Raw genomic sequence first — 14,487 nt, 5'->3', positions numbered from 1 at the left:
CCTCCTACATTACATTTCCGCAATCAGATCCCAAATGGCACGTTTCAGTCCATCATACATAAAATGTTCTTCCACTCTCCGCTTTGCTGCTTTGCCATATTTCTCTCGCAGTTCTGGATCATTCGCAAGCTTTGTCAATGCATCTGCATAAGCCTGTACATCTCCATTCGAGCACTCGATACCCGTTACGCCAGCCAGATTGACATAGTTCACTCCGCTGCCTGGAATTGTAAAGGTGACTGCTGGCTTGGCAAAATACATACCCTCTGCAAGGGCAATGCCAAATGCTTCGTTTTTGGTAATGGACGGGAAGCAGAAAATATCACAAGCCAGATAATAGGCGATCATGTCCTCATCGCTTACACGACCAAGGAATTGGATTTTGTTGTCGTCCTTTGCTTCTTCCTTCAGCGCTTGTGTCAGCTCACCCTTTCCGCCGATATGAATGCGAAAACGATCATCCAAGAGTTTGCTTGCCTTTACAAGATAGGTGAAACCTTTGTACGGGACATGCCGTCCTACACCAAAACAGAGGATTTTTCCCTCATTTTCCTTCCGAATTAGCTCTGCCTTTTTGTAGATCGTAGCAGTAGGGGTCAACCGCTCCATCCGAATGCAATTGGGGATAACTTCACACTTTGCGCGGTACTGGCTCAAATATGGGCTGCCATCCACATAATTCGGACTGGTTGCTATTACCTTGTCCGCCCGTTCCAATAAATGCAGCGTTTGACCATGGAACAGCTTTCCAAGAACTTTTTGCTTTGTAATGTCCAAATGCCAGTACAATATAAATTTTGTGTTTTTCGGGAGCATTGGCAGTAAGAAGCTCGAAACAAAGGGATTCGGATAATGCAAAATTACAATATCCGGGGCAAAGTCTTGCAGCACCTTTTTTAATTCATGTGGATAGGTGAACGACAACGACTGCGATGCCACTTTTGCAAAGCAACCGCATCGGATCACTTCCACGCCATCCACAGAATCGTGCACGGTCTCTTTGCGATGACATAGATAGTCGCCATCTTGTGCATCCTCGTTAAAGCAAATCATCTTCTGCTCAATTTCCTTATCGTCAAGCAGAGAATCGGCAATGTCTCTTGCAACCTGCTCAATGCCGCCAATATGCGGATACTGGTAGTTGGATATCTGTAAAATCTTTTTCATGGTTTCTTTACTGCGCCCCCTGCTTCTTCAAAACCGACCCGATGGTCTTAAACAGAATCTTGATGTCCAACCACAGTGATGCATTATGGACATAATACATTTCCATTTTCTGCCGTTCGCCGCTTTGGTAGGTCGCATTATTTCGCGCATAAGCCTGCCAGTATCCGGTAACACCCGGCTTTACAGCCAGAAGTACATCGTGGGTGTCTTCATAGTAGGTCTGAATTTCCGACTCGATCAGTGGGCGAGGGCCTACCAGACTCATATCATTGCAGATCACATTAAAAAGCTGTGGCAATTCGTCCAGACTGGTTTTCCGCAAAAAATTTCCGATCCTAGTTATGCGCGGGTCGTTGTCAATCTTGAACTCTGTGTAATATTGCTTTGCCTGTTCTGGCGTAAGCAAATCAATCATTTTGTCGGCATTCATGTACATACTACGGAATTTCCACATCTTAAAAGGCTTTCCGTTTTTACCAATTCTGACATGCCCATAGAAAACTTTTCCCGGGTCATCCACATAGACCAGAATCGAAAGAACCAGCAGCAACGGCGAAATCAAAATAAGTAAAACCAGCGACGTTATTATGTCAAAAAGTCTTTTTATAAAGAGGTACGCTTTTGTACTGAACTCATTTTGGGGTTTGTTCTCCGCACAACAATTTTCGCGGGGTAATTCAGTATTCTTTACGGTCATAATTCCATCCTATAAAATTTTTTAGCACCGAACCTTAATTAGCTCTGCGTCACCAACAACCAAGCATCTGCCCAGTCCTGCTGGTAAAAACAGCGTTTCACCTTTACTGAATCGCATCGGTTTCCGCTCTGCGTCCATCGTCTGCACTTCGCCGTAGCCATCCAGGCACATCAGCACCTGAAAAGAGGTATCCATTACAGAAAAGGCAAAGCCCTTCGTAACCTGAATCCGCTCTGTTTCAAAATATTTGCAGCGGCAAAGCAGCTCACGAGAGCAGCCGGAATAGTATTTCACGATTCTGGGTTTCTGACTCACATCTGGCGCGACATTCATATCCATGACCTGAACAGCCTTGTCAAAGTGCAACTCACGCTTTTTTCCGTTCTTATCCACACGGTCATAGTCGTAGACACGGTAGGTCACGTTCGAGCTTTCCTGAATTTCAGCCACCAGAATGCCTTTTCCAATGCCATGTACGGTTCCCGCCGGGACAAAATAGGTATCGCCTTTGTGAACTTCAACTTTTTGCAGATGCTTATCCAATGTTCCAGTTTCAACAGCTTTCCGAAGAATTTCCTCTGTCACCTTGTGCTGAAAGCCATAAATCAAGTGTGCACCTTCGTCAGCGTCCACAACGTACCACATCTCGGTCTTACCGTTGTCGCCTTCGTGCTCTCGTGCATATGCATCATCGGGATGAACCTGAACAGATAAATCTTTCTTGGCATCGATGAATTTCACCAATACAGGCAGTTCTCTGTTTTCCACCTTTGTGCCAAGATATTCTGGGTGAGCACTCAACACCTCTGCCAGTGTCTGTCCTTTATAGATTCCATTCGCCACATAGCTAGGGCCATCTGGATGTACAGAGCACTCCCATGTCTCCGCCAACGGGGTCAAATCGATTTGCTTTCCATATTCTTCTCGGAGTCGGGTGCCACCCCACAGGTAGTCCTTGCCAGTCGGAATCAATTTCATGATTTCCATAGCCATCACCCCTTAGTTCCTACACCATGGGGAATTTGATCTTATCAGCAACGCTAATCTCATCACCAAGCTGAACTTCGATCATGTCCAATGCAGTGATAGCCTCAACCGTGTGCTTGCAGCCTGCCGCAATGGTGATCACATCGCCTGTACGCAGCACCTGCTCCATGCCGTCAACGATTGCCCTGCCCTTACCAGAAACAACCGTCCAGACTTCCTCACGGTAGTTATGCATGTGGTAAGTCATGTGCTCACCCGCTCTCATGGAAATCTTAACTGTCATAGAGCCGGGCTGCACATCAATGACCGTGTAACTACCCCAAGACTTCTCAGCATACATTGCCTCGGTCTCGATCTTTTCCACATAGGGTTTCATGTAGCCGCTGCGCTCTTTATCGGAGATCAGGATGCCGTCGCCGCTGGCCGCAATGATCATATCCTTGCAGCCCATGCAAAGGATCGGGATATTCAGCTCGTTCACCACATTGGTGTTTTTGCAGGTTTCATCCAGAACAGCCTTGCCCTTGGTCTTGTCTGCCATGACCTCAGCCATCATGTTCCATGTGCCGACATCCTTCCAGTCGCCGCTATAACGCAGAACCTGAATGCTGGACTCCTTCTCAACCACAGCATAGTCAAAGCTAATTTTAGTCAATGTATCGTACTTATTGAACAGGTCACGGTAGTCCTCGAAGTCGATCATGCTATGCGCCTTGTCCAGCAGATAGTCAAGTTTGAATGCAAAGATGCCTGCATTCCACAATGCGCTCTGTGCTAGATACTTCTTGGCAGTTTCCACATCCGGCTTTTCCTTGAATTCTTTAACCTTGCTGACAATTTCGCCACTTTCAGGGATAACGTAACCATACTTCTCGCTGGGATAAGTCGGCTCAATGCCCATCAGGGTCAGATTTGCTCCACCCTGCTCTGCCAGCTCCTGCAGGGTTTTGACGGATTCATAATAGGTGTTGTCCACATACGGATCGACCGGGCAGACAACAACAGCCTCATTCTCTGCCACACCCAGTTCGTCGTGCAGATAGGCTGCGGCCAGTGCGATGGCCGGGAACGTATCGCGGCGGCAGGGCTCTACGCAGATAGAAGCCTTTTCCCCCAGCTGATTCTTGATAGCGCTTGCCTGCGATTTACTAGTCGCAATGGTGATTTTTGCATCTGCATCCACCGTAGCAATCTGGCGGTAGACACGCTGCACCATAGACTCATACTCGTCATTATTCTTAAATAGCTTGATAAACTGCTTGCTGCGCACATCGTTGGAAAGAGGCCAGAGCCGCTTGCCGGAACCTCCAGAAAGCAAAATAACATTCATTTTTATTTTCTCCCCTATTCCTTATTTCAAATACTCTTCCGCACTCTTGCAGATCTCCAGCTCAATCTTCTCTGCAGCTTCCTTGTTTTCCGCGCTGACAGAAATATAGGTCTTGAGCTTCGGCTCGGTACCGGAGGGGCGCACCACAATGGAGCAGTTATCTTCCAGCAGAAACTTGAGCACATCGGACTTGGGCAGGCCATCCAAACCAAGTGCGTAGTCCAGCAGCTTAACGACCTTCTTGCCGCCAAACTCCTTGATGTCGCCGCGGAATGCCTGCATAATGCTCTGCATCTTGGCAAAACCGGCGCTACCGTCGAATTCATAGCTGTGCAGGGTGTTCAGGCAGTATCCGTAAGCCTTGTACAACTCGTCCAGCTTGTCCAGCAGGCTGATGCCCTTAGTAGCATAATAGCTAAACATCTCGCAGATCATATAGGCACCGTCCACGCCATCCTTATCGCGGACGTAGGAGCCGGTCAGGTAGCCGTAGCTCTCCTCAAAGCCGAACACATAGCTGTCTGCCTTGCCCTGCTTTTCCAGCTTGCCGATCTGCTCGCCGATAAACTTGAAGCCAGTCAATACGTTGATTGTACGCAATCCGTAATGGGTAGCAATCTGTTCCCCCATGTCCATGGTGACGATCGTCTTGACCATGACCGGGTCGGCAGGCATCTTGCCATGCTTTACGCGCTGGTTGCAAATATAGTCCAGCAGCAGCATACCCGTCTGGTTGCCGGTCAGCAGCTCGTACTCCCCTGCCTTGTTCTTGACGGCGATGCCCACACGGTCGCAGTCGGGGTCGGTTGCCAGCAGCAGGTCGGCATTGCACTTCTTGGCATACTCCATACCCAGCGCCATGGCTTCCTTGATCTCCGGGTTGGGGTACGGGCAGGTCGGGAAGTTTCCGTCCGGCTGCTCCTGCTCTTTGACCACGGTGATGTTGGTGTAGCCCATCTCCTTCAGAGTGCGGGTCACAGGCTTCAGACCGGTGCCGTTCAGCGGGCTGTACACGATAGCCACATTCTTATTGACCTCTTCGCCAAACAGAACAGACTGGCTCTTGACCTGCTCCACGAATGCAGTGTAGACCTCATCCGGGATGTACTGGATACTGCCGTTTGCCACGCCTGCTTCAAAATCGCTGGTCATGACGTCCGCAAAAATGTCCAGCTTCTCGATTTCAGCCAGAATTTCCGCAGCAACCTCGGTAGTGATCTGGCAGCCGTCTGCACCGTAGACCTTATAGCCGTTGTACTTGCTGGGATTGTGAGAAGCCGTCACCATGACACCGGCAGAGGTGTGCAGATAACGAGTCGCAAAGGACACGGTAGGCACCGGCATCAGAACAGGCCAGATATTCACCTTGACGCCGTTGGCCGCGAACACACCCGCAGCCACCTTTGCAAACACATCGCTCTTGATGCGGCTGTCATAACCGATGGTCACGGACGGCTCTGCAAAATTCTTCTTCAAGTAGTCCGCCAGACCCTGAGAAGCCTTTGCCACGGTATAGACGTTCATCCGGTTGGTTCCTGCGCCGATGACGCCGCGCAGACCGCCCGTGCCAAAGGCGAGGTCACGATAGAACGCGTCCTCGATTTTGGAATCATCCAATATTCTTAGTTCTGCCACTACATCGGCATCGGCGGTGGCATTTGCCAACCAGCGTTCATATTCTTTCTTGATATCCATAAATTATATTCCTTTCGAGCCTATTATCGGTTTTTAAGTAACTTCAGCAATGGTTATTCATTACGCTCCATGCCCCAAAAGGCACACCTTGATTGTTTTAAAAATAATCTTCCAATCCACCCAAAAGCTGCGCTCTTTGACATATTTCACATCCAGATCCATCCACTCTTCAAAGGAGAGGTCGTAGCGGTGCGGAGCAATCTGCCAATAACAGCTCAAGCCGGGAGTTACATAAAGGCGCTGCTTTTCGTAGTCGCCGTACTGCTCTACCTCACGGGGAAGTGCAGGGCGGGGGCCAACTATGCTCATATCACCCTTCAGGATATTCCATAGCTGCGGCAGTTCATCAATGCTGGTCTTGCGGATAAATTTACCCACACGAGTAATGCGCGGATCATCCTTGATTTTGAACACAGGGCCATCCATCTCGTTTTGATCCAGCAGGTCGTCTAGTTTTGCCTCTGCATTGGGGCACATGGAGCGGAATTTGTAAAACTTGAAGGGTTTTCCGTTGCAGCCAATACGCTCCTGCGAGAAAATTGGGCCAGCTGATGGATCATCTACCACAATAGCAATCGCTGTAATCAACATGACCGGTGACAGCACTACCAGCGTCACCGACGACAGAACAATATCCTGCGCACGGCGGACAAACCAGTACAGCCGATGGGCGTGCAGATTCTCTTTTCGGTCAATTTCAACTTTCTTCTCAATTCCGGTCGTATTCGTAGCCATTTTTCCTCACATAAATCCTTGTCTATACGTTTCTTATCGTTATTCGTTTTAAAGTAATCCCTTTAGCTCACACCGTTCCCGCAAGCACCTTCCTTTTAGATAGCTGTTTCTCTTTTCCCAAGACGTACAGACCGTTTACCTCCTGATTTCCAGGTAAACAAAAGCCCTCGGACGACGGTTTCGCCAAAGGTCATTTCAAATGCAATGTGACCGCAGCAAAAACCAGAACATCACACTGCAGCTCAAGCTCCACACGCACAGTACTATCGGAGTGCAAATTTTTACATTTTTGTAAAACCCTAACAAGCCCACTTCATTTTCACCTTTGCGCATCATGCCAGCAAGGTAAACAGCAGTGGGCTTTTTATTGTGGTCTATCATTTGGTTTTCCGTATGATTTATCACATTATTGTTCGCAAACAGACACAAGCCCACATGATTCACCTCCTTACCCGCAATCAAGGCGTATCTCCCATCCCAAAACGGAGGATACCAGTTCTTCTACGTGGCCGTCTGAATTCTCTTATTATTCTATCATGGTTACATCTGGGAATCAATAGAAATCCGAGGAATTGTATCCACCTATGTTTTAGAAAAAATTTCGACTCAACCTAATCTTTTCCACACATTGCCCAGTTTCGCCTGAAAATACCAGATGAAATCACTGGCAGAAAAATGTGTGGTCATATAGTTGTCCATAGCACGCTGGATGGCACGGTCAGGTGAGATAGCAGTTTCAATGCAACGACAATCGTTAAATAGAGCGCCCCTTCGCACTAAAAAACTGGTTCATACCGTTGCATTGGTCATGGGTTCAGACTAGACGTATCGCATTACACTATATAATTTTTACTCTCTCCCCCGATTCCCCTATTATATATAGGTATAATTAACCATCAATGCAGCGCACCACCTGATTTGTGCTCTTTTGCATAGGTCAGGTTATTTTTTGCGCTAAAAAGGCCCCCGCCGATCACATTTCTGTGAAAGACAGAGGCCTTCTGCTGCTAGATTCAATTCGGTCTGGGGAGATGGAACAACGATCTCATTCTACCGGGTCAGCGTCCCCTTCCAGATTTTTAACTACCCCCGGAGTGCCTGATGCGGCGTTTTCCTGCTGCATTCTGGCGCATACCGCTTCGTAAATATAGGCGTTTACGCTTTGCCCCGCCTGTTTCGCTGCCTGCTGGATAGTCGCTTTTTCTCCTTTGGGCACTGATAGCTCCAAACGGTCATAATTATTTTTCACATATTTATGAACTGCACGCTGTTGTGCTGCACTCGTCTTTGCCATTGATTTTTCCTCCAGTACATTATAGTGTTTATTATAGCATCCGCTACCTATTCTCGTGAATATACATTTTGCACAAATTTGCTCCTAAATCGTTGTACAACATTCCATCTTGATATATTCCCGTGAATAGTTTATGCTTATACCATCGGGAACACCGGTTCTCACATCCGACCATTCACCAACGATTTGAAGAGAGGTACACACATGAGCATCAACGTTTTACTGACCCTTGTCGAGCAGTACAAGGAGGCCGCCCAACTGATCGAGGCCGCACAGGCTGAACAGGAACAGCTGGAGATCCAGATCCGCGAGGCACTGGCTGAGCGCTCCACCAACTATCTGGAAGTAGGCTGCCACAAAATTCGTCTGTCTGATTTCTCCAGCACCCGACTGGACAGCAAAGCCATCAAGGCTGTGGCTCCTGACCTGTACGACCAGTACAGCAAAACGGTCTCCGGCACCCGACTGAGCATCACCTGAAAAGAGCCCCATACAGCGCTCCCCGACCAAAGTTTGCGCTGTACAGAGCCCACAACACCCGCCGGGGCGGGCTACACCAATATTATACCTGTCCCGGCCCTTTTTATCAATAGAAAGGTTCGAAAAATCATGAAACAGACTGTCAAAACCTCCCGCGCTGCTGGTCAGCTGGAAAAGATGTTCCGCGAGCTCAACAAGCACTACTTTGCAGGCAAGCTGCCTGAGCCCATCATCAGCCTGAAAAAGACCCCGTCCGCATACGGTCACATCACCTGTTCCAAGGTCTGGCAGGCAGGCGGCGAGAACAAGTACGAGATCAATATTTCGTCGGCTACCCTTGACCGTCCCATCGAGGAGACCGCTTCTACTCTGCTGCATGAGATGGTGCACGAGTACTGCATGGAGACCAGCATCAAGGACACCAGCAACAACGGGGTCTATCATAACCGGCGCTTTAAGGAGCAGGCAGAGACACACGGGCTGACCGTCGACCACCACGAAAAGTATGGCTGGACCATCACAAGTCCGTCCGAAGAGCTGCTGGACTTCATCATCTTCCAAGGCTGGCAGGACATCCAGATGGGTGAGCGGCTGGCATGGTCGGATATGGCAGGCACCGGAGCAGGCAGCAAGGCACCCGGCAGCAGTCAGACTGGAGCACCGAGACCTCTCAAAGCCAAGAGCAGCACCCGGCGGTGGGTATGTCCCAAGTGCGGTACCATCATCCGGAGCACCAAGGAAGTGCGGGTCATCTGCGCAGACTGCATGGAGCTGTTCGTGAAGGCCGACTAAATCATCGCAAGACAGAGAGCGAGGGCACGAGTGAGAGTAGTGCCGGTTTTAAAAGTGCACTCGTAAAGACAGAGATTCGCTGGGCTGTGAGAGGACGCCCATTATTTATAAAGGAGAACGCCATGACCATTATATCAGAACGCCTGCAGTACCTGCGCCTGACGCACGGCTATACCCAGACCGATCTTGCACGAACTATGGGAGTGACCCGCCGGGCAGTCTACGCATGGGAGCACGATAAATGTCCCGAAATCCCCCATCTGATCCAACTTGCCCAATTCTATCAGATGTCGACCGATTATCTGTTGGGCCTGACTGAGTGAGAGGTTTGCCCCGCCACCGGAGGCCTTACCGGAGATTCTTTGCCTGCAACGGTGCGGTCATCCATCAGTTCGCGCGCCTAGCAGCAAAAAAGCTCCACATTTTTAAAAGTGCACTTGTAAATCCACTTTATTGGACACATTGTTTGGTAGACTTCAGGTACAGCAAACCTAAAATGCAAAAGTAAACACACTTCAAAACGCAGGAGGAGCTATTATGAGCCGCAAATGTGACCACGATTGGTTTGACCATTATATGATGTACAGCATGATGAGCAATAAAAGCGGCGGAGGCAATATTGGTTGTGGCCCCATACTTACACTCATCGGTTTGGGGTTGATGGTATTCAGCATCCTGAACTTCATCGCCGAAATTGCAGCCTGATGGAAGGAAAAGGTATGGCTGAGAATAATAAGTTCATCATCAAAATTATCGACCACGATAATAACTCTATTCTACAAGAACTCAATTATCAGACGAGAGAACGAGCTGAAGAGTTCAAACGAATTTCTGACCGTGCTTATGGTAAACTTTTAGGTGAAAACCAGACCAGAATCACGACTGAGATTTTTGAGCTCTAACACAGCACGTCCTGGGGCATAACATAAAACCGCCGTAATTTAATAACCAACTCCAACACAAATGCCCTGCCGCTCAGACACGAGTAGCAGGGCTCCTTCTATTTTATACAGTATTCAGTCAGAAAGTGAACTTAAAGAGCGACGTTTAATATCAGACAGCACACATCCCCGTCGGATTTTCGGCTCGATTATTGTTTTCACTGCTTTTGAGCATATCCATTTGCGTCGTGAAATACAACGGAATTATAGTACGCATCCCCTAAAATAAGGTATCCTTCCCCAGATTACAGGGGAAAAGGGAAAGTCGGAAATGCCACCACCCGAAACAAGGTAGATGTATAAGGTCGTGATTTGCGACCTTTGGAGAACATGGAGGACAGCTCATTTTTGAGCGTAGCCACTTGTGTGCACAGAGAACATTTTTGTCCACCATCTACATCTGCTCAAAACTGCGCACATCTTTCTCTTGATGGGGTCAGTCTAAGCGACCTCACTCCAATTTAGGCCGTTGCCGGTGCGTACTGTTTGGCACAGTGTCGTGTATAGTGATTCTATCAGCGCGGAAAATTGCGCCTTGATCCGTTGAGTTCGTTTACCCGTTTGGTAAATGAGGTTGGAAGTCACACGTAGATACGTCTTGACCCACTTTCATCGACTACCAAGTTGGTAGTTGGTGAGAAGAATAGAATGAATACACGTGAATTTTATATGTACAATCTGCGTGGCGTTATGGAAATCTGCCGCTACAGCACCCAGCCCAAGGCAAACGCCTTTATAGACTGTATACCATAGCCAAGCACCCTGCCGCCACTCTCCTATCCCCTACTATACCCCTGCCAATTCACGCCGCCGCCGTGCCGCTGCGACACATTTCAGCACTTAACGACGCATTTGGACGCTTTTCGCCAGGTTTGGCATATTTTGCGTTACATTTATTTCGAACAGGATGGAACTGATTCAAATATATGTAATAGGAATGGTGTCAAAAATGGTTACTTCCGATTTGTCTGCCCGTATCAATGATGTACTGCGCTACGTCGGGATCACCCGCAACATGAACGCCTACATGATTCTATCACAAGCCCTAACGCTGATTGCTGAAGATGAAGACCGCCTGCGAGCCGTAGAAAAAGAGATCTACACGCCCATTGCCGACAAAACTCTGCGCAGGCCCAGAGCAGTCCAGAGCACGGTCCGCCGGGCATCCAAGGTCGCATGGGATTTCTTCCCCGATCGCGTTCAGGAACTGGCTGGCTATCCTTTGAATGGTCGCCCCTCTGCCGTGGCTATGCTTGAGCTGCTCTATAATGGTGTCGCCCGCTATGACGATCTTTCTATTCTGAAATAAGCGCCCTTCAACAGCAACACCCCGCTACTCTATGCCGAGCAGTGGGGTGTTTTTGTATCTTGATTCGATTTCAACCGTTACCAGGTTGGTAAGAGTTAATCGCAAAAAAGCGAAATACCGTAAAATTATTTGTCAAAATCTACACAGTGTCATAGAAAGCCGTCATGTACTATGCGGAGTTTTGTATACCCCTCAAATCGAGGGCTACTGCGAAATACCGACTCCTCCTCTGAGCTCTATTGAAGTGTCCCCATTTTGACGACAGTTGAACCTTTACCAGTTTGACCAATGTTTATTGATCGTATCATCGACAGAATATGCTTCTCATCAGTCACTTTGACTACTGATCCTTTGAACCCGCATCAATTTGAGCCATGTTGCAGGATGGTCGTGGCATGCGGCTCCCTCTGACAGCCCAAAATCCGGCCATCAAACGGTGTTCACAGTGTAGACGCCCTTATATTAATCAACGATAACATGTCGCATTTTGATCCAAGTGCACTTTTCAATCGTGTCAATCCAGATAGCGTAACGATTTGTGACGCCATCCGCCGGGCAGACGCTCACTTGTTTCTCAATATCGACGCATCATCGTGTTTTCTCAACAAACTGAGAATCAACATTATTTTGATCTTTTCGAAGAAGCACCATATATTTTGACGATGAATCGAATCATTGTGATACATTCGCTGTCGCTCCTCAACTCCAATCTTGAAAAAGCTCGCAGGTTCGCTTCATCAAGATTTCCGTTAGCGTGTTCATGCTAATCGAGTGTTTCCGCCCATCCTCATTCTTCGGACGTTCGAAAGCACTCAGCTATCATTCCACGCAGATAGAAATAGATTTGTCAATAAAGACGCCTCCATTCTTAATCACCCACAATAAAAGCCCGACCACTCAAATCAGTAGCCAAACTTCCATAATCGATATGCGTATATTTTTCACTTTACTATATAGTGTAGTGAATTTTATGCGCATCTTACTTCTTTGTTTCTTTGTGACATTGTGCAATTTTTCGTGTAGTTTCTATAGTATCGGCACGCGTTTTTGCACATTTTGTCGATCATTATTTCAGTTCCACAAGCATCCAGACTGTCTTAAACCGCCATTTCCCTGCTGTTTCTCTTGTTGTTATAATCTCTACCCTGTATTTTTGAAGCTCTCGATTTAAAAGCAATTTGCCGATCGTCTCTTGGCTAGAGCGTCCTTTAGCCGGAACAATATTTAGGACGCGAATCAGTGCTGCCTTTAGCTCATCCTTTAGCATAGGCTCATTGAGATGTTCCGCAATGTAGGCTGACACATTATCCGACTTATACTCTGGAACAGGACCACCCAAATCGCTCCGAATCATACTAAGAATTGCGTCATGATATCCATCCTGTAACATTTTCAGTGCGACACTTTTCTGATACTGGAAGAACATCTCTTTCATCTCGTTGATATGGTACTCTTTTGTTCGATGATCGTAGTACAAAGTGGACTCCTCACCGATTCGCTCGTTTACATCCGGAGCTGCCAAAAACTTCTCCCAAGTCTCCCCGCCTGCACGATAACACAGCGCTGGTTCAAGATTATAGGTAGCCTCTTTAAGGCACATCTCCAGCTCCCGTTTTCCCTTGCCGCGCAGATAGAGTTTAAAGATATCCTGCTCACTCACTGGCCGCTTTCTGCCGATCTCCTGAATCACCTCCATGGGCAACCACTGCTCAATGAAAATATGTTTGACCGTCTCGTCTTTGATGTCAACACCGTTATAGAAGACAGTCGTAGTAAAAAGGATCCGCTTCAAAAGCTTTCCGTGCCGGACACAATCATACAGCGTATCCATCGCGCCGGACTTGTTGTGGTCAGAGCAGTAGTAGGAAGCCGCATCACCGTATATCAGCTTCATTTTTTCAAGCGTTGCACGACTCGATACAAAAACAATCACTTTTTCATCCGGTGGAATGGAGTCCAAAAGAGCTTTGCGCTCGACATCGCGGTAATAAAATCGAATTTCTGAGGCACACGTTTTTCTTCTGGGGATACTGTAGTAGTTTTCTGGAAGAAGCGTGCCCTCCTCTTTCCACTTCCGAATCAACAGATCCATTGTAGCGCTCATGTAGATGACCGTTTTGCACGGGACCAGCTGCTCAATGCACTGATAGGCCAGATTTGTCTTATGATTGAATTTTGCGTCGTTCACAAAGAAATGCGCCTCATCACAGACAATATAGGTATAGCTGTTCTTGATGTGCTCCAGCGTCTTCTCCGGGTTTTCCTGATAGTCCTTCTGGAGCTTTTGATAGGTTTGCACCTCTACAAACTCAAAACTCAGACACTCGATCATCGTCAATCTAATCAAGTCTGTATCTCGGAAATCTCTTTCGACTCCATCCGCTAAAATGGCTTGGACGATTTGCTCCCACAGCGTTTTCCGGTTGCAAAGATATAGAATTCGCTTTCGATCTTCCACATTGAATCTTGGGCAGCTCGTCATATTCTTCTTCAATAAGTCAATGATTGCAGTTGTTTTGCCCGCGCCTGTACCCGCATCGATCACATAGCGGCCAACTCCCCAGCTTTGTATAACGTCGCCGATGGCCTGTGAGACGTAGCGTGTGTCCTCTGGCAAAGCCGGTAAAGCCCGTTCAAATAGCATTTCTTCCCGGTGGATATCATCCAGTGACCAAATCATTTCCTGTTCGGCTGCTTGCGGTTTCGTCATCGGAGCAGGTACGCGCGGCAACGCTTCACAGGGATCCAAGCCAATGTCGGTAAGATCCCCAAATAGCGCCAAGATAGACAATGCACCGTTGGGTTTGTTTTTGGGCAGAGATACAGGCTGCATGGGTGTAGTGGTAACATTTGTTTCTTCAGTCATAAAATAATATTGCTCCTATAAAAATATAAGGCGCACAGCCCAGCCATCTTGCCAGACCATGCGCCGGTTCGTTAGCGTCTCCCCAGAAAAAAGCTCTGGTCAAACGCTTTGTTCTGTGCTATTATAGGGGCGGGAGATTTAATACACACATGTTTTTCCCGTCTCTACAGCCGCTCTACCTGTTGGCGCAGGTA

14 protein-coding genes are annotated in these 14,487 nt (G+C 47.9%); 6 read left to right on the top strand and 8 right to left on the bottom strand.

Annotated features, from left to right (window positions below):
- Nucleotides 1–9: 9 nt before the first annotated feature.
- The 7 genes from I5P96_RS04720 to I5P96_RS04690 all read right to left on the bottom strand — a co-directional run bounded on the left by I5P96_RS04720 (nucleotide 10) and on the right by I5P96_RS04690 (nucleotide 7,905).
- The gene (locus I5P96_RS04720; protein WP_223383397.1) at nucleotides 10–1,167 is read right to left on the bottom strand and encodes a glycosyltransferase; all 1,158 of its coding nucleotides are present in this window, start codon (nucleotides 1,165–1,167) and stop codon (nucleotides 10–12) included.
- A gap of 7 nt (nucleotides 1,168–1,174) precedes the next feature.
- Nucleotides 1,175–1,864, bottom strand: a complete 690-nt coding sequence (locus tag I5P96_RS04715; protein WP_223383395.1) for a sugar transferase — start codon at nucleotides 1,862–1,864, stop codon at nucleotides 1,175–1,177.
- Between the two features lie 21 nt (nucleotides 1,865–1,885).
- Nucleotides 1,886–2,851, bottom strand: coding sequence for a type I phosphomannose isomerase catalytic subunit (locus tag I5P96_RS04710; protein WP_223383393.1), 966 nt, complete (start codon nucleotides 2,849–2,851; stop codon nucleotides 1,886–1,888).
- Nucleotides 2,852–2,870: 19 nt separating this feature from the next.
- Nucleotides 2,871–4,181 carry a sugar phosphate nucleotidyltransferase gene (locus I5P96_RS04705; protein WP_223383391.1) on the bottom strand — a complete coding sequence of 437 codons (1,311 nt, stop codon included), beginning with the start codon at nucleotides 4,179–4,181 and terminating at the stop codon, nucleotides 2,871–2,873.
- 21 nt (nucleotides 4,182–4,202) lie between these two features.
- The gene (locus I5P96_RS04700; RefSeq protein ID WP_223383390.1) at nucleotides 4,203–5,876 is read right to left on the bottom strand and encodes a phospho-sugar mutase; all 1,674 of its coding nucleotides are present in this window, start codon (nucleotides 5,874–5,876) and stop codon (nucleotides 4,203–4,205) included.
- Between the two features lie 60 nt (nucleotides 5,877–5,936).
- A complete protein-coding gene (locus I5P96_RS04695; protein WP_223383388.1) occupies nucleotides 5,937–6,611 on the bottom strand; it encodes a sugar transferase in 675 nt (224 codons plus the stop codon).
- 1,045 nt (nucleotides 6,612–7,656) lie between these two features.
- On the bottom strand, nucleotides 7,657–7,905 hold the full coding sequence (locus tag I5P96_RS04690; RefSeq protein ID WP_223383386.1) for a DUF1778 domain-containing protein: 249 nt from the start codon (nucleotides 7,903–7,905) through the stop codon (nucleotides 7,657–7,659).
- A gap of 204 nt (nucleotides 7,906–8,109) precedes the next feature.
- Here I5P96_RS04690 and I5P96_RS04685 point away from each other — a divergent pair, with 204 nt between their 5' ends.
- The 6 genes from I5P96_RS04685 to I5P96_RS04660 all read left to right on the top strand — a co-directional run bounded on the left by I5P96_RS04685 (nucleotide 8,110) and on the right by I5P96_RS04660 (nucleotide 11,427).
- On the top strand, nucleotides 8,110–8,385 hold the full coding sequence (locus I5P96_RS04685; protein ID WP_223383384.1) for a hypothetical protein: 276 nt from the start codon (nucleotides 8,110–8,112) through the stop codon (nucleotides 8,383–8,385).
- 129 nt (nucleotides 8,386–8,514) lie between these two features.
- Complete coding sequence (locus I5P96_RS04680; RefSeq protein ID WP_223383382.1) at nucleotides 8,515–9,177, top strand: SprT-like domain-containing protein; 663 nt, start codon at nucleotides 8,515–8,517, stop codon at nucleotides 9,175–9,177.
- A 122-nt stretch (nucleotides 9,178–9,299) separates the two neighbouring features.
- Complete coding sequence (locus I5P96_RS04675) at nucleotides 9,300–9,500, top strand: helix-turn-helix domain-containing protein (protein ID WP_223383381.1); 201 nt, start codon at nucleotides 9,300–9,302, stop codon at nucleotides 9,498–9,500.
- Nucleotides 9,501–9,714: 214 nt separating this feature from the next.
- A complete protein-coding gene (locus I5P96_RS04670) occupies nucleotides 9,715–9,882 on the top strand; it encodes a hypothetical protein (protein WP_223383379.1) in 168 nt (55 codons plus the stop codon).
- Nucleotides 9,883–9,896: 14 nt separating this feature from the next.
- Complete coding sequence (locus I5P96_RS04665; protein WP_223383377.1) at nucleotides 9,897–10,079, top strand: hypothetical protein; 183 nt, start codon at nucleotides 9,897–9,899, stop codon at nucleotides 10,077–10,079.
- 988 nt (nucleotides 10,080–11,067) lie between these two features.
- On the top strand, nucleotides 11,068–11,427 hold the full coding sequence (locus I5P96_RS04660; RefSeq protein WP_223383375.1) for a sporulation initiation factor Spo0A C-terminal domain-containing protein: 360 nt from the start codon (nucleotides 11,068–11,070) through the stop codon (nucleotides 11,425–11,427).
- Nucleotides 11,428–12,493: 1,066 nt separating this feature from the next.
- On the opposite strand, the gene I5P96_RS04655 is transcribed toward I5P96_RS04660, so the two are convergent.
- Nucleotides 12,494–14,293, bottom strand: a complete 1,800-nt coding sequence (locus tag I5P96_RS04655; protein WP_223383373.1) for a DEAD/DEAH box helicase family protein — start codon at nucleotides 14,291–14,293, stop codon at nucleotides 12,494–12,496.
- Nucleotides 14,294–14,487: the final 194 nt, after the last annotated feature.

Source organism: Faecalibacterium prausnitzii, assembly GCF_019967995.1.
GTDB lineage: Bacteria > Bacillota > Clostridia > Oscillospirales > Ruminococcaceae > Faecalibacterium > Faecalibacterium prausnitzii_E.
The sequence above is the reverse complement of the archived record's forward strand: the minus strand, read 5'-3'. Positions and strand labels throughout refer to the sequence as shown.